This is a genomic window from Geothrix sp. (assembly GCF_049292215.1).
Lineage (GTDB): Bacteria > Acidobacteriota > Holophagae > Holophagales > Holophagaceae > Geothrix.
In genome coordinates this window covers 100,186-116,363 of the sequence record NZ_JBATQW010000029.1, presented here as the reverse complement: position 1 = coordinate 116,363, position 16,178 = coordinate 100,186, and the positions used below count along the sequence as shown (strand labels likewise).

The window sequence follows — 16,178 nt, the reverse complement described above, 5'->3', positions numbered from 1 at the left end:
GGCTCTGTGAAAGGGCAAGACCGGGGAAAGGAAGAGCTCAAGGATGAAGCTGGCCGGCGGCAAGGGCCTGTTCGACCTGGAGCCGCAAGGGAGACTCGGCGCCCTTCTTCTGGTACTCCGGACGCTGACAAGCTTTCGCGACGCTCTTCAGGACGGTGGGGGGGATATGTCGAGTGAACGTTCGCTTGAGCCATTCGGGGATATCGCCCCCCATGTCGAACCATTCGGTGAAGGTACCCTGCGTCGTCTCGCGGTCCACATAGTCCAGTTGGAGAACGCCCTCCATTCGGGGGATGCGCACGACGCCTGGCACTGGTGGACGGAGGTGTGATTCCTCGCGCCGGATGTAGGCGAAGGCTCGACCCTGCGGAATGTTCCGCTCGATGTTGATCCGCAGGTAGATGTCCCGATCGGCAAAGGGCCAAGGCAGGCTGTAGTAGTTGTAGATCAAGTAGTCATCGTCTGATCGCCGCTCCACCACCCGGGATTCACGGAGCTGCTTCATCCATTCCGGGTAGGCCGGCACATCGAGCAGCACCGAAGCCAGCACTTCGAACCGCACGCGGGCGCGGCTGATGCCACGGATGCCCATGGGCCTTCCCTCGGCACGAGGCTGGGAGTAGACCCGCACCGGTCCCTCTTCATGGATGAGTTCCCAGCCGGAGTCCAGGGGAGTGGTCTGTACCTTCACTCCCTGGGCCGAACCGCAGACCAGGAACCCCGCAAGAAGGCATGGCCATGGAAACCTCATGTCGCCTTTCCCCTTCCAACCCGGAACTCGAAGTCGGTTGTGAGTTGCTGGCCATGAGTGAAACGGAGGTTCATCGAAGGACACCTACATGATGTTGGGTGCGATCCTGCGTTTGATCTGATGGCGATAGTAGAGGTTCACCAACAGGAAGAAGAAAAAGCGTCGGGGATCCCGCCAGAACCGCCTGTGAAGCAGGGTGCGTTTGAGAATATTGCCCAGAGTGTAGAGCCGGTCATAGATCTCCCAGTAAATGTCGTTCAACGCCTGGGTGGTCATGTTCGGATGGGTGATCACGGCGTTCGAGGGGCTGAACTTGTAGAGGTCCTCTTCGACGATGCGGTGCGCCGCGCACATTTCCGTGTAGTAATCAGTCCCAGGGATGGGCGTCATGATGTAGAACTTGGGTGCGATGATGGGCGTGCCCAACACAAAGTCGATCGTCTGCCGCAATGAATCAGGTGTGTCGGCGTCAATACCCACCATCATTTCGCTGGCCACCTCGATGCCAGCCTCCGTCACCTTGCGAAGAATGGCGGCATAATCCTCAGGGCGGCACCAGCTCTTGTGGATGGCGGCGAGACTCGCGGGAGAAATGCTTTCCAGACCGAGGCTCAGGGTGGTGCAGCCGCTGTCGGCCACGATGCGCAAGAGTTCGTCGTCCTGGGCGATCTGGATGGCACATTGGGACATCCACTGCATGTCTAGCGCCTTGATTTCAAGGCAAAGCGCCTTCAGATACGCAGGATCCGAAACGATGTTGTCATCGATGAGCAGGAACCTCCTGAACCCGAGACTCTTCACGTGGGTGATGTCGCGCATCACTTCCGCGATCTCGCGGCGCTGGTAGCTGCCCCTGTAGATGCAGTAGATCGAGCAGAAGGGGCAGACGTTAGGGCAGCCCCGGCCAGCCTGCACGGGCAGGAAGTCCCCGATCCGCTTGCAGGTGACCAGGTCATAGCGCGGTAGCGGGCGGGTGAATGCCTGGGGCATCTCTTTGTAGAAGGGCTGAAGACGCCCCTGTTCATAGTCCGCGATCACTTTCGGCCAAACCGTTTCGGCATCTCCGTAGACCACGCAGTCCGCGAATGCCTGGACGACGTCCGGCGCCAGGCTGGCCATGGGCCCTCCCATAATCACGGTCTTGCCGCGCTTTCGGAACTCAAGGGCCAGATCCCGGCTCCGCTTCGCGGCATGCCCCATGCCGCCCAGGCCGATCAGCGGGGCATCGGTGTCGAAGGGGACGTCCTCGATGGTCTCCAGGCAGATCTCCGCCTCCCAGTCAGGGGGCAGCAGCGAGGCGAGCACCGGATAGGCCAGCCCGATGAAGTACAACCGATGCTTCTTGACGGGCCGATCTCGGTCGTCATAGATGGTCGGTTGAATGAAGAGAATCTTCTTCTTCAAGGGTCACCTTGGGAGCGGGAAGGTCTGCGACAGCATGGGCCTACCCACGGAGGGCCATCAACAGGTATTGCCAGGTGAGGTGGAGGGCTCCGTAAGCCGTTCGGGCAAAGATGCGAAATCCATACCTCCTCAACACGTACCAGTGCCCCTGGAAACCCGTGCTGGCCTTGTAGTAGACGCGGATGATGTTCAGGTAGAACGCCCGCCGGCTCATGCGGGTCGGGTCGATTAGCATGTGCGCCATGTCCCACAGGTGGTAGTCCTCGCGAGGGACGGTAACCTGCCCCTTGATTCGCTCGAAGAGGGGCGTGCCGGGCATGGGCGTGAGGGGCTGCACGTTCAGCAGCGGTCGCTTGAATCGCTTCAGGAAGGCAATCAGGGCGTCGAAGTCCCGTCGCTCCCAGTCGGTGCCCACGATGATGCCCGAATAACACTCGATGCCTAACTCGTCGAGGATCTCGACAGCGCGAATGTTCATGGCCACCGTAGTCCGCTTCTGGAATTGCTCCAGTTCCGCTTCCCGGAAGGATTCGATCCCGACAAAGATCGCCTTGAGGCCGTGTCGCTGGAGCAGGGCGATGTGGTCGGGGTGCTCCACGATGAAATCCGCACGGCCGAAAAGGATGAAGTTCTTTTGCAGTCCCTCCTTATCGAGCAAACGGCAGAACTCCTGCACTCGCTCCAGGGAGACCAGGAAATTGTCATCCACGATAAAGATGTTCTCCTCGCGGATGGTCTTCACCTCCTCGACCACCTCGGCGATGTCCCTGGCGAAGTAGCGACCCTGTGTAATGGCCACGCAATAGCAGAACTCGCATTTGTAGGTGCAACCGAAGGAGCTCTTCAAGGTGGCGCATTTCTCATGAAAGATGTAGTTGTAGCGTTTCCGGTAGCGTGCGGTCTTCTCCCGGTCGGGAAAGGGGTAGGCGAACCCCTTCTCCGGGACATAGGTTTTGCCAGGCCCATTCCAGATCCCTTCCACATCGGCGCGAATGTCGCCGACGGATCTGCCGTTCCCGAGCGCCTCCAGCAATAGGGCCATGGTCTTCATGCCATTGGCCTTCACAACGAAGTCGATGGCGTTGTCCTCGAAATCCCCCGGATTCACCTCGGCATGCACCCCTCCGACGACAGTGACCACCCCCGGCAGTGCCTCTTTGATCCGTCGCGCATAATCCAGGACCACCCCGACGTGGGAGATATAGCCGGTGAGACCGATCACGTCCGGTCTTCGCTCCCGCAGCAGTTGGATCAACTTCCGACCCGATTCGAGAATCATGTCGACGATCTCAACGTGGTGTCCCTGAAGCTCTAGGTAGGCGCTCAGGTACTCGAGCTCAAGAGGTTCGCAGATCATGAACTTATGCAGCCCGATGGACTCCCGGTGCGGTTTGGGGCGGATCAGGACGACGCGGCTACCCATGGGCTTGCTCCTCAGCCGCCGGCCTGTTGGTTTGATCCTTGAATATGTGGAACTTGTCCTGGTCGAGCGGTTTGTAGCCGATGGCATTGATGAAGAGGCGTGTCAGAAAGTTGGTGACCACGTTGGAGTGGTGCAGCAGCGCGAAGAGTGGACGGTACCGGCTTCCCAGCTTCAGCTTGGCCTCGTCGGCCGTCTGTCCAAAGTTGATGATCTTGAATCCGTTGGCGATCCCATGTTCCACAATGCGCAGCAGCAGTGATATGTAGATGTCGTACTGGCCATTCAGCGCGTGATCGAAGCCGACGAACTCGAAGATGAGTTCACTGCCATTCTCGATCAGCTGCACGAACCCGACGGGACGGGCCGCGAGTTCATAGACGAAGATCTTGCAGTGGGGTCCCTGGAAGAAGCTCTTGGAGAGTTTCTCGATGCGATAGGGCGAATTATCATAGACCTGTTCATAGAGCCGATAGAGCTCATCATTGAATTCGCGGTTGTCTGCGAGCATCCGATACGTGAGCGGTTGCGACTTCCGGAGGGCGATGCGATAGCGCCGGCGATACCCGCTGCGCATGCTCTCCAGGTAGTCCTCGAAGCGGTTCCACCGTAGACGGAGCATGCAACGGGGGAAGGTGGTGGTCTGGGCGAAGCCCTCCAGCCTGAACCCTCGGCGTGTGTTCAAAAAGACCTTGTAGCCCTTGATGGCGCGGAGGTAGGCGGCCACTTCGGGCAGCATCTGTTCGTGGCCGGCGTAGCCCGGGCGGGTCACTGAGAGGGGGACGTAGATGAATGTCACTCGCAGCGCTGCCCGGATTGGCGTGAACATGAAGAGATTGAAGTCATGGCGGACATAGGTCATCAAGATCGTATCGATGACGCCCCGGGCATCACGGAAGATGCAGTAACGCTGCTCACAGCTGTCCACGGTTTCGATGAACTGGAGGAAGGTGCTTCGCAGGTAGAAGTTGTCGCCGCTCAGGGTGTCCCACTCCGCGGGCAGGTCGGCGGCGCGGTCTAGGATCTGCAATCCCGCGAAAGTGCCGACGGAGGTGGTCACGAAACGGGCCCCACGAAGGCGGCATAGCGCCGGTCCACCTGGTTGCCCATGCCCAGGTTGAACCTGCGGGAGTGCTCGTTGCTGTCCCAGACGAAATTGGTTTCGCCCCTCAGGTAGCCCAGACCGGCGTGGCGCAGGGCCGTCATGAACAGCCCCATGGCTGCACCGCTCTTCTGGTAATGGGGCAGGACGCCGATGGCGTTGACCTTCACTGTCGAGATCTGCGCGCGCCGCAGGAGGTACCTCAGTACAAATCCCGCCAGGGAATGGCGGCGACCTGGGGTCAGCACTTCGTTGTAATCCGGATGCCAGAAGATGAACCCGACCTCTCCGCCGTCCTTCAGGACGAAGAGCAGGTTCTCGGGCCGGAGGAACCATTTCAACCCACGCATCAGCTCCGCCAGCTGAGCGGGATCCCGGTCGAAGTAGAGGAAGGTGTCGTGCAGACAGCGGTTGGCCAGATCACCGAAGAGAAGCATCTCCTGGTGGAAGCGCGCCATTTCCATGGGCCGGAAGCTGAATTCGCGGTAGGCGCGATCCTGCCTGCCGTAGCGCTGGTCGATGTGTTGCAGATCGATGGTGTAGGTCGAGAGGGTATGGTGCTCCAATCCACGGCGGGTGAAATAGTCCGCGTAGTAGGGTTTGTTATAGAGGGAGTCAAAGGAGGTCGCACGGCCGTAGCCACTGGTCATGATTCCGACCCCGTAGCTCACGTGGCCGTTGAGCCCGACGGCAATGCGCTGCGCGTCATGGCGCTTCGCTTCGGCACAGGCCTCGGCCCAAAGGAGATCGACCGCGCCATCCTGTCCGGGCAGTGCTTCAAAAAAGGAAAGCTGCTGGCAGGGAAAGCCGGGATTGAAAACGAGGATGCACTGGGCCAGCGTCCGTTCACCTTCCACCACGGCAAGCACGCGGAGGATCGATTCCCGCGTGAAGCGATCGCTCCGTTCCAGGAACATCCTGGTCAGGAGCACCGAGGTATCCACGAAGCCGGGGTCATCCCGGTAAAGGTCGTAGATGAAGTTGACGAACTTCGCTCGCTGTCGGCGGCTGGTGACCTGGATCAGCCTCATGGCCCCCCCATCGCCCCTGACCACCCATGCCCCTCCCCTGCCACGGAACGGGCCAGCTCACCTGGTTCCCGACGGACAGCGTCCACAGGTCACCTTGATTAAGAAAGGTTGCGCCCAGTATCCTTGCAACCCACATTGAATGAAAGTCTAAATCCGACCTGCCGGTATTGTGAGACGCAGACGCTCCTGACAGGAACGAGGATCAGTTCAGACTCAGCCACAGCCCCTTGAGGTAGAACCCCTCGGGATGGTTCAGCGCGTAGGGATGGTCCGAAGGCTGGCCGAGATGCGCCAGAACTCTCGCTTCGCGGCCGGCCTCCAGCAGTGCGGTCCAGACGGCTTCCTGGAAGCGCGTACGGTCCAGGTGCTGGCTGCAGGAGAAGCACCAGAGCATGCCTCCAGGTGCCGTGGCCCGGGCGCCGAGGCGGAAGACGTCCTTGTAGGCCTTGAAGGCCTTGTCCACGTCCTTGCGCTGCTTGGCGAAGGCCGGTGGATCCACGATGACGCGGTCCCAGCCGAAGGGCTCCAGTTGCCGCATCAACTCGAAGGCATCGCCTTCCATGCGCAGGTGCGCCGCGGGGTCCAGGCCGTTGGCGGCCCAGTCCCGCTCGGCCTGATCCAGGGCCGGGACGCTGATGTCCAGGGTGGCCACTTCAGCGGCACCGCCGAGGCCCGCGTGGATGCTGAAGCCGCCGGTGTAGCCGAAGGTGTTGAGCACGCGCTTGTCCTTGGACACTTGGCCCAGCTGCAGCCGGTGCTCCCGCTGGTCCAGGAACAAGCCCGTCTTCTGGCCGCGCAGCAGGTCCACGGTGAGCTTCGCCGCACCTTCCCGCACGGTGACGGGGCCCGCGAGGCTGCCCTTGAGCAGGCGGTTCACCGGATCCAGGCCCTCGTCGCGGCGGCCCGACTGGCTGCGTTCCACGAAGGCCGTCATGCCTTCGCGCTTGCCGATCTCGAAGAGGATGGGCCACCAGGTCTCCCGCAGGAGTTCCAAGCCCGCCGTGCCCACCTGGAGCACCAGGGCCGAGGCATAACGATCGACCACCAGGCCAGGGAGACCATCCCCCTCGCCGAAGATCCAGCGGCAGCCACCCTCGGGATTCCACAGGCCCAGTTCCTTCCGGAGGGTCAGGGCAGACTCGATCCGCTCGCGGAAAAAGGCCTCGTCCAGGGGGGCGTCCTCGAAGCGGAAGATCCGTGCCGCCAGAGGGTTCGAGGGATGCGCCGTGCCCACCCCCAGGACCTGGCCAGAATCATCAGCCAGCCGCACGAGATGGGCCTCGGAGGGCTTTGCCTGGGCTCCTGAGAACACCCAGGGGTGACGCTTGGAGATCAGGGTCTCCTTGCCGGGTTTCAGGCGGAGCAGGGGATAGGGCCAGCGAGGGGTGGTCATGAATCAAGGGTAGCTGGTTACCCTTGATCCATGCGTCGTGCCGCCTTTTTCTCCCTCCTTCTCGCTTCGCTGGTGCAGGCGGCACCGCCCGTTCTGTTGCTCAGCGCCGATGGCGTCGGGGCCATGCAGTTCACTTCCCGCACCATGCCGAAGCTCTGGGCCCTGTCCGAACAAGGTCGCCGAGGCGAAGGCCTGCCTCCCTTCCCCTCCACCACCTTCAACGGGCACACCACGATCGCCACGGGTTGCTGGCCCGAGCACCACGGCGTGGTCGCCAACAGCTACCGGGATCCCGGCACCGGCAGCATGGTTCAGGTGGCGCACCGCATCGAGGACTTCCAGCGGGAGCCGCTCTGGGTGGCCGCCACGCGCAGCGGAGTCAGGACCGCCGTCTACCACTGGGTGGGCGCCACGGGCCCATGGGAGGGCGTCGCACCTTGGCGCCATCTGACCTTCCAGCCCGGCCGTCCGGATGCCGAGGGCCTGGCCTTTGCGGACAGGGCCCTCGACGAGGGGGCGGGCTTGGTCATGGTCTACCTGTCTGGCACGGATGAGGAAGGGCACCTGAAGGGTCCCGTCAGTCCGGCCACCCAGTCGAAGCTGAAGCAGATGGACGACGAACTGGCCCCCTGGCTTCAGCGGATCCAGTCGAAGCATCCGGGCCTCAAGGTGATCCTCGCGGCCGACCATGGCATGGCCACCATGCGCCGCCGCATCCACCTGCCCTCCATCCTCGACGGCATCCCCTGTGTCCTCGTCACCCACGGCGGTAGCGCCTACGTTTACCTCAGGGACTCCAGCCAGGCGGCCCGGGCCCTGGCCCGGCTGCGGAAAGCAGGGCTCACCGCCTGGCGCCGGACCGAGGTGCCCCGGAGCTTTCACCTAGCGGCCAGCGCCCGGGTCGGAGACCTGGTGGTGCTGGCCCCCGAAGGCCAGTGGCTCTCCAAGGCCCGGTCCAGCCGGGAGGAGGAGGACGAGCGGCGGGGCCGCGCCGGCGCCCATGCCTACAGCCCTGCGACGCCCTCCATGCGCACCTGGCTGGTGGTGCTGGGTGCCGGGAAGGGCCACCTCGGCCCGGTGGCCCTCTGGGACCTGGCCCCCACCGTGGCCTCCTGGCTGGATATTCGTTGGCTAAGGCCACCGGATGGAAACCCCGTTCCCGTTCTGGTGGGGAGCCGCTGAGGATCCAACGGCAGGCAACCCCACTACCGGATCAGGGCCAACAGCACCTGGGCCAGCACGATCTTGAGGATGGTGGCCAGGGGATAGACCGTGGCAAAACCCACATTGGGCAGCTCATTGCCCGTGTGGTGGTTGGCATAGCCGAGCACCACGGGCTGGGTGTGGGTGCCGGCCAGGATGCCGAACATGATGTTCAGGGGGATGCCGAAGAGCTTGTGGCCGAGCACCATCGTCAGCGAATCCGCCACGAAGCAGACGAGAAACGCCGCGCCCAGGAAGAGCGGCAACACCGAGATGTTCTGGGAGACGATGGCCCGGAACCCCTCGCCCGAAATCACACCGATGCCAGCCGCGAACAGTACTAGGCCGAACTGGCGGATGGTGTGGTTGGCGCTGTAGGGGAAGTTCCAGACCAGTGGCCCGATGCGGTGGAAGCGGCCCAGGATCAGCGCCACGGCCAATGGCCCCCCCGCGAAGCCGAGCTTGAAGATGATGCCGTGGCTCAGGGGGATGGGCAGCTGGCCAAGGGCCAGGCCCGCGGCGAGCCCCATGGCGAAGGTCAGGAAGCTCACTTCACTGAGGTCGCGGTAGCTGTCACCGAAGAACTCCTCGATGGCCTCGATGTTGTCTCGCCGCGTGGTGACGCGCACGCGGTCACCGAGTTCCAGCACCGTGTCGCCATCGGGAACGAACCAGAGGTCGCCCCTCCGCACGCGCGTGATGATGGCCGCGTGCTTGTTGATGAGGTCGAGCCTACCCAGAGGGACTCCCACCACGTCCCGGCTGGACACGAAGACCCGCGTGGCATCGAGGGCGCTCTGGTCGCGATCGAGCTCCACGTGGCTCCGCTGACCGACGAGCGCTTCGACCTTGGCCAGGTCCTCCGGAGAGCCCACCACAGTGACCAGGTCCTCCAGCTGGAGGCGGAAATCCGGCCCAGGGATCAGCAGCTCCGCCTTCCGCAGCACGCGGCCGAAGACCACGTGCAGCCCCTGGGGGGCGCGGATGTCCCGCTTCGTCATGGCCACAGCTTCAGGCTGGGTCACCCGCAGGGTCCAGACCTCCAGCTTCTGGTGGCCTGTCTGGTAGTCCTTGAGCCCGTCGGCCTCTTCCCGCAGGTTCACGCGGAAGACCTTTGCGCTGACCAGGATGATCAGCATGGGGACCAGCACACCGATGGGATAGGCGATGGCCGAGGCCACCGTGGGCTGGGCCAGCTCCACCGGGCCCACCCCCGTCATGGTCTTCACCCGCTCGATGACGCCGGCGAGGGCCGGCATGTTGGTGAAGCTGCCCGTGAGCAGGCCGGCGGCGTACCGGGCGTTGAAGCCCATGGCCTTGGCCAGCAGCACGACGAAGGCCGTGGAAGTCAGCATCACCAGCAGTACCACGGCGTTCTTCTTCATGCCTTCGCGGCTGAAGGCGGCCCAGAAGCTGTGGGAGATGGACAGGCCCATGGCGTAGACGAACACCGCCAGACCCAGCTCATAGACCAGCTTCATCTCCTTGGAGATGTCCTTCTTGAGGCCCGGATCCAGGCCCGGCGCCATCACCAGGGCGCCCAGGGCGATCCCCGCGAAGAGGATGCTGGCGATGCCGAAGGAGGCGCCTGCGATGCGCAGCTTGCTGATGGGATAGCCCAGCGCCACCACCGCGAACAGCATCAGGAGGGGGTTGTGCGCAAAGAAGAAGAGGACCTGCTCGATCATGCCTGCTCCGCTTCGGGGGCGGCGCCCCGGGGCTTCATGTCAACAGCTTGATGGCCGCCACCAGGGCCTCCACCTCGCTGGGCTGCGCGTCCGGAAGCATCGAGAAGCGAAGGACCGAGCGCGCCTCTTCCAAACTATACCCCAAGGTAGTGATTGCATGGCTGGGCTTCACCGAGCCACTGTGGCAGGCGCTGCCCGTGCTGACGGCGAAGCCCGCCAGGTCCAGCGAGGCTTGCAGAGCCTCGCCGTTCCTGCCTCTGAACAGGAGGCAGCTGGTGTTGGGCAGGCGCGGCGATCCCAGGCCAATGACTTCAATGTCCCGACCCCAGGTTGTGACTTCCGTCTCGAAAGCATCCCGAAGAGGCGCCAGTGCCGCGTTCATCTGTTGACGCTCCGTCAAGTGCCGCGCTGCCGAACCCAGTCCCAGGATGGCCGGCAGATCCTCCGTGCCCCCGCGGCGCCGGCGCTCCTGGGGACCTTCCATCACCGCTTCCCAGGGGAGGCCCGGCCGCATCCAGAGCAGGGCGGCGCCCCGGGGGCCGCCCATCTTGTGGCCGCTGAACACGGCGGCATCGCAGTCCGATAGGTCAACCGGCAGCTTGCCCCAGGCCTGGGCGCAGTCCTTGATCCGCACGGCATCCAGCACCACGGGCATGGTGTAGAGGATGCCGGTCTCGTTGTTGGCGGCCATCTGCACCACGGTTCCACACTCGGGCGGAACCTCTGGAAGCCAGCTGATCCGTGACCAGTCCCGGAGCGGGTTCAGGCAGGCGCTGTGCTCCCCGGGGAACACAGCGGCCGGCCGGTCCCACAGGGCGGGCTGGAGGCCCCGGAGGAGCAGATGCAGGGCCTCCGTCGCGCTGGCACAGAAGACCAGCTCGCCGGGCGCCACAGCAAGCGCCCCAGCTATTCCGCGCCGGGCCTCTTCGATGAGGAACCTTGCCCGCTGGCCCTCCCGGTGGGTGCTGGTGGGATTGGCCCAGTCCTCGGCCATGGCCTGCCGCACCGCCTCCACCGCCTCCGGATGGGGCGGCGCGCTGGCGTTGGCATCGAAATAGAGGCGCGGCATGGGACCAATGTACCCTGAGGCCATGGCCAATACCCTGGAAGGCAAGCTCGTCGTCGCGATCTCCTCCCGCGCCCTCTTCGATTTCGAGGAAGAGAACCGGGTCTTCGAAGAGAGCGACGACCGGGCCTACATGGACCTCCAGCTCTCGCGCCTGGACGTGCCCGCCAAGCCCGGCGTGGCGTATCCGCTGGTGAAGAAGCTGCTGGCTTTCAACACCGCTGACGAGACGCGTGTGGCCGTGGTGATCCTATCCCGCAACGACCCCGTGAGCGGCCTGCGGGTCTTCCGCAGTGCGCAGGAATCGAAGCTCCAGTTGGAGCGCGGCGTCTTCACCCGGGGCCGGAATCCCTATCCCTACCTCACCTCCTTGGGCGCGAACTTGTTCCTCTCGGCCAAGGAGGAGGACGTGCGGGCTGCTCTCAGTGCCGGCTTCGCCGCCGCCCGGGTCTATCCCGACAGCGCCGTGGCGGCGGACCGCCATCCGGACGAGATCCGCATCGCCTTCGATGGCGACGCCGTGCTGTTCAGCGACGAGGCCGAGCGCGTCTATGCCAAGGATGGCCTGGCGGCCTTCCAGGCCCACGAGATCGAACGCGCCGCCATCCCCCTGCCCCCGGGGCCCTTCAAGCCCCTGCTGGAGGCCCTGCGCCCGCTGCAGGACATGGCCGCAGGCGCGCCCATGCGCGTCCGCACCGCCCTGGTCACCGCCCGCAGTGCCCCGGCCCACGAGCGGGCCATCCGCACCCTCATGGCCTGGAACATCCAGGTGGACGAGGCCATGTTCCTCGGCGGCCTGGAGAAGGCCGACTTCCTGCGGGAATTCGAGCCCGATTTCTTCTTCGACGACCAGACAGGCTACTGCGACACCGCCTCCCGGGTGGGGCCCACGGGTCACGTGGTGAGCGGCGTGAAAAATGAACCACGGGAGTCTTGACGGTTTGTCCGGCGTGAACTGGATCAAGTCACCGGACTGGTAGACTGCCCCGGTCTGGAGGAACCATGTCCCGCAAGCTGGTGGAGTGCGTGCCGAACATCTCGGAGGGTCGGGATGCCGCGAAGATCAAGCAGGTGACAGACGCCGTCGCCGCCGTGGCGGGTGTCGAGCTGCTGGACGTGGATCCAGGGGCGGATACCAACCGCACGGTGATCACCTTTGTGGGCGAGCCCGAGGCCGTGCTGGAGGGCGCCTTCGCCTGCATCCGGGAAGCCGCCAAGGTCATCGACATGCGCGAGCACCGCGGCGCCCATCCCCGCATGGGTGCCACCGACGTGGTGCCCTTCGTGCCCGTGGAAGGCGTGTCCATGGAGGGCTGCGCCGAGCTGGCGCGCCGCCTTGGCGCGCGCGTGGCCCGTGAGCTCGCCATTCCGGTCTACCTCTACGAGGCCGCCGCCTCGCGACCTGAGCGCCGGAACCTGGCCGAGGTGCGGAGGGGCGAGTACGAAGGCCTGGAGAAGAAGCTGCTGGATCCCCAGTGGCAGCCCGATTTCGTCGCCCCCTACAACGCCCAGGCCGGGGCCACCATCATGGGTGCCCGGGAGTTCCTGGTGGCCTACAACGTGACGCTGAACTCCGGAAGCAAGGATCACGCGACGGACATCGCCTTCGAACTGCGCGAGAAGGGCCGCGTGGCCCGCCGCGGTCGCGTGAAGCCCTACTACCAGGCGGGTGAGTTGATCTTCTACGCCGAGGGCGCCTTCCCCTGCGGCAACTGCGATTTCACGGGCACCACCTTCCAGGAGACCGTGGACCACTGCGCCAAGGCCCACAGCTACGACCTGCCGGAGCTCATGCGCCTGAACGACGTGGATCCTGCGAATCCCGTGGGCCAGAAGGTGCGCCGCCGGGGCATCTTCGACCACTGCAAAGCCATCGGCTGGTACGTGGACACCTACCGCCGCGCCCAGATCAGCATCAACCTCACGGACTACAAGCAGACCGCGCCCCACACCGTGCTGGAGGAGGCCCGCAGCCTCGCCCACGAGCGCGGCCTCGTGGTGACCGGCAGCGAGATCGTGGGCCTGGTGCCCTTCCAGTGCCTGCTGGCCTCCGGCAAGCACTACCTGAAGGCCATGGGCAAGTCCACGGGCGTTCCGACCTCCGACATCCTCCAGACCGCCGTCTTCTCCATGGGCCTCTGCGACGTGGCACACTTCGAGGTCGAGAAGAAGGTCCTGGGCTTGCCCACCTTCGATCCCAAGGCTCTGGTCTCCATGCCGGTCCACGCCCTCACGGATGAGGTCAGCCGCGACACGCCAGCCCCGGGCGGCGGCTCCATCGCGGCTCTGGCCGGCAGCCTGGGCGCGGCCCTGGCCAGCATGGTGGCGAACCTGGCCCAGGGTGGTCCCGATGCCGAGAAGGACGCCAAGCTCATCGCCCTGGCGGAGCAGGCCCAGGCGCTCAAGGACCGCCTGATGGTGGCCGTGGACGCCGATACCAATGCCTTCAACGCCTTCATGGATGCCCGGCGACTGCCGGATACCACCCCTGAACAGAAGGCCGCCCGCCATGCCGCGATGCAGGCCGGCCTCAAAGTGGCCATCGACGTGCCCCTGGATACCGCCAAGGCCAGCTTCGCAGCCCTGGAACTGGCCGGGGAGGCCTCGCGCCTGGGCAAGGTGGCCTCCATCACCGACGCGGCCGTGGGCGCCCAGATGGCCTACGCGGGTGTGCGCGGCGGCATCTGGAATGTGGTCATCAACCTCAAGGACATCACGGATGAGGCCTATGTCGCGGAGATGCAGCAGGAGTGCGACCGACTGCTGAGCCAGGCTGGAGCTCGATTAAAGGAGATCACGTCCTACATCGACCAGAAGCTGCTGGATCGCCTGGCCAAGGCGAGGAAAGCCTGACGTTTTTTCCATAACGGAACACGGGGGCCGCCAGGCCCCCGTGTTCCGTAGATGCCAAGAGCCTACTCGTAGATGCCGGCCCCGACGACCATGCCGTTGAAGAGCTCCACGAAGGAGGCCTTCTTCATGACCTTGTTGTTCTGGGAGGGGTTCAGTTCCTTGTATTCGATCCAGCCATTGCCCTTCTCCTTCACGAGCTTGGTCCAATCCTGGATCCAGGACTTGCCGTCCGGATCCTTGGCCGTCCAACGGTTCACCCCCACCAGCTCGCGCCTCACCCCGTGGGCCAGGACTTTGCCTTCCAGGTCGTAGACGAATATGTAGAGATCGTTGTTCTGGCCCTTGTTGAAGTGGAACTGGCCCTTCACGCCGGAGACCTCCTCCAGGAATTTCTCCTTGGGGTTCTTCTTCGCGAACTCCACGGCCTGTTTCACGAAGGCCTTGGCCTGATCGCGGGTCTGGGCCGCCAGAGGCACCACGGCCGCCAACGCCAACGCCACGATGATCCCTGTCTTGCGCATGCGTCTCTCCTTGCAGATAGCCCCCCCCCTGGGGGCTCAAGTCGCTTAACGGCCCTGGCGCTCCTCTGCCTGAGATTCGCCGTGCCAGCCACGCCCACAGTCGGAATTCAACCTGGACTAGACCAAGGCCGAAAGGGATCTGTCCTAATTCGTTCTTTTTTGCCAGGGGTGTCCTTCCATGAATCGCAAAGGCTTGGCCCTGAAATTCTTCCTGCCAGTATCCCTGGCCCTGGCGACCCTGCTCGGTCTGGTCATCTGGGGCGTCAGCACCTACCAGATCGCCCAGGCCGAAAAGGCCTTCACGGAACACCTGACCTCCCTGGCGGTGGCCTCCGGCTCGATGTTCCATGCCGATGCGGAGGACTACTGCCGCACGCGGGGAATGACCTTCCATCGCGTGGCCGCGGGGAGGTATTCCAGTGATTCGACCGAAGAGGCCTTCGAGCGGGGCAGCATGACCCTATTCGAGGCCAACCCCGCCCTTGAATACAAGGTGGGCCAGTTCCGGAACGCCAGCGGCGACCCCCGGATCTACGTGCTGAGCCAGGGCCGCCTGAAGGACTCTTGCATCACCTGCCACAACGCCTTCGGGATCGAGGCCTTCAAAGCCAAGAAGGCTGGAGATCTGGTGGCGTCCTTCGGCGTGTCCATGTCCACCGCCGAGCTCTACCGCACCCAGCGCAACATCCGCATCCTTTCCATCGTGGCCGGGCTGGCCCTGCTAGGCCTCATCAGCGCCATCATGACCCGCCGGGTGACGACCACCATCCTCACGCCCCTTGAACACCTATCCAAGTCCATCAGCCGGGTGGCGACCGGGGACATGACCGTTCACGCCCATGTGGAAAGCCAGGATGAGATCGGCCAGCTGGCCCAGACGTTCAACGGCATGGTCTCCGACCTCAACCGCGCCCTAGGTGCCATGGGCCAGGCTTCCGAACAGGTGGCCTCCGGCAGCACGGAGCTCGCCGCCAGCGCGGAGCAGATGAGCCAGACGGTCCAGGAGACCGCCCGGGTGGGCGAGGATCTGCGGGAGTCCGGACGCGCGGTCCTGCTGGCCCTCCGTCAACTGGATGCCAATGTGGAATCCATGGGCGACCACACCCGTCAGACCGGAGCCAAGACCGACGAAGCCGTGAAGGATACGGACCGGGGTGCCGAAACGGGCCGGGGCACCGCCCAGGGCATGCAGGCCATCCAGCAGGCCACCTCACGCATCGTCCAAGCCGTGAAGGTCATCCAGGGCCTAGCCCGCCAGACCAACCTGCTCTCCCTGAACGCCGCCATCGAGGCGGCCAAGGCCGGGACCCAGGGCAAGGGCTTCGCCGTGGTGGCGGAGGAGGTGCGCATCCTGGCTGAACGCAGCGGCCATAGCGCCAAGGAGATCGAGGAGACCATCCACGCCATGCAGGACGCCGTGCGCGAAGGAGCTTCCAGCGTGGAGGTCACGCTCCACCATCTAGAGGCCATCCGGGACCGGATCTCCGCGGTGTCCGGAAGTATCCACGACATCGGCGACCTCAGCCAGGGTCAGGCCGAGACCAGCCAGGGCGTGGGACGCCTCATGAACCAGACCGCCTCCCAGTTGGATCAGAACGCTACGGCCACCCATCAGCTGGCAGCCACCGTCCATGAGGTGGCCCGCACCTCGGACGAGCTGTCCCGCGTGGCCGAGACCCTCAAGGAAACCGTGCAACGGTTCAAGCTGCGATAATCCTGGGCCGCTCGGATCCCCGCACGGCCCCA

13 protein-coding genes are annotated in these 16,178 nt (G+C 64.3%); 4 read left to right on the top strand and 9 right to left on the bottom strand.

Annotated elements, in window-relative coordinates:
- Positions 1-37: 37 nt before the first annotated feature.
- From WAS25_RS05700 to WAS25_RS05675, 6 genes are all read right to left on the bottom strand, one after another.
- Positions 38-751: an START domain-containing protein gene (locus tag WAS25_RS05700; RefSeq protein ID WP_422310551.1), complete on the bottom strand. Its 714-nt coding sequence runs from the start codon at positions 749-751 to the stop codon at positions 38-40.
- A gap of 84 nt (positions 752-835) precedes the next feature.
- Positions 836-2,155 (bottom strand): B12-binding domain-containing radical SAM protein, encoded by a 1,320-nt coding sequence (locus WAS25_RS05695; protein ID WP_422310550.1) that lies wholly within the window; start codon positions 2,153-2,155, stop codon positions 836-838.
- Positions 2,156-2,195: 40 nt separating this feature from the next.
- Positions 2,196-3,578, bottom strand: coding sequence for a B12-binding domain-containing radical SAM protein (locus tag WAS25_RS05690; protein WP_422310549.1), 1,383 nt, complete (start codon positions 3,576-3,578; stop codon positions 2,196-2,198).
- Complete coding sequence (locus tag WAS25_RS05685) at positions 3,571-4,635, bottom strand: GNAT family N-acetyltransferase (protein WP_422310548.1); 1,065 nt, start codon at positions 4,633-4,635, stop codon at positions 3,571-3,573. Before WAS25_RS05685 ends, WAS25_RS05690 begins: the two co-directional genes overlap by 8 nt.
- Entirely contained in the window at positions 4,632-5,708 is a 1,077-nt protein-coding gene (locus tag WAS25_RS05680; protein WP_422310547.1) for a hypothetical protein, read from the bottom strand. Before WAS25_RS05680 ends, WAS25_RS05685 begins: the two co-directional genes overlap by 4 nt.
- 202 nt (positions 5,709-5,910) lie before the next feature.
- Positions 5,911-7,101 carry a class I SAM-dependent rRNA methyltransferase gene (locus WAS25_RS05675; RefSeq protein WP_422310546.1) on the bottom strand — a complete coding sequence of 397 codons (1,191 nt, stop codon included), beginning with the start codon at positions 7,099-7,101 and terminating at the stop codon, positions 5,911-5,913.
- A gap of 30 nt (positions 7,102-7,131) precedes the next feature.
- On the opposite strand from WAS25_RS05675, the gene WAS25_RS05670 reads away from it, so the two are divergent.
- Complete coding sequence (locus WAS25_RS05670) at positions 7,132-8,283, top strand: alkaline phosphatase family protein (protein ID WP_422310545.1); 1,152 nt, start codon at positions 7,132-7,134, stop codon at positions 8,281-8,283.
- Between the two features lie 23 nt (positions 8,284-8,306).
- Here the strand turns inward: WAS25_RS05670 and WAS25_RS05665 are convergent, their stop codons facing one another.
- A complete protein-coding gene (locus WAS25_RS05665; RefSeq protein WP_422310544.1) occupies positions 8,307-9,992 on the bottom strand; it encodes an aspartate:alanine exchanger family transporter in 1,686 nt (561 codons plus the stop codon).
- A 34-nt stretch (positions 9,993-10,026) separates the two neighbouring features.
- Positions 10,027-11,061 (bottom strand): cysteine desulfurase family protein, encoded by a 1,035-nt coding sequence (locus WAS25_RS05660; protein ID WP_422310543.1) that lies wholly within the window; start codon positions 11,059-11,061, stop codon positions 10,027-10,029.
- 22 nt (positions 11,062-11,083) lie between these two features.
- On the opposite strand from WAS25_RS05660, the gene WAS25_RS05655 reads away from it, so the two are divergent.
- Positions 11,084-11,995 carry a 5'-nucleotidase gene (locus WAS25_RS05655; RefSeq protein WP_422310608.1) on the top strand — a complete coding sequence of 304 codons (912 nt, stop codon included), beginning with the start codon at positions 11,084-11,086 and terminating at the stop codon, positions 11,993-11,995.
- Positions 11,996-12,060: 65 nt separating this feature from the next.
- Positions 12,061-13,911: a glutamate formimidoyltransferase gene (gene ftcD, locus WAS25_RS05650; RefSeq protein ID WP_422310542.1), complete on the top strand. Its 1,851-nt coding sequence runs from the start codon at positions 12,061-12,063 to the stop codon at positions 13,909-13,911.
- A 62-nt stretch (positions 13,912-13,973) separates the two neighbouring features.
- Here ftcD and WAS25_RS05645 read toward each other — a convergent pair whose 3' ends face one another.
- Positions 13,974-14,432 carry a cache domain-containing protein gene (locus WAS25_RS05645; RefSeq protein WP_422310541.1) on the bottom strand — a complete coding sequence of 153 codons (459 nt, stop codon included), beginning with the start codon at positions 14,430-14,432 and terminating at the stop codon, positions 13,974-13,976.
- A gap of 178 nt (positions 14,433-14,610) precedes the next feature.
- Here WAS25_RS05645 and WAS25_RS05640 point away from each other — a divergent pair, with 178 nt between their 5' ends.
- Positions 14,611-16,146 carry a methyl-accepting chemotaxis protein gene (locus tag WAS25_RS05640; RefSeq protein ID WP_422310540.1) on the top strand — a complete coding sequence of 512 codons (1,536 nt, stop codon included), beginning with the start codon at positions 14,611-14,613 and terminating at the stop codon, positions 16,144-16,146.
- Positions 16,147-16,178: the final 32 nt, after the last annotated feature.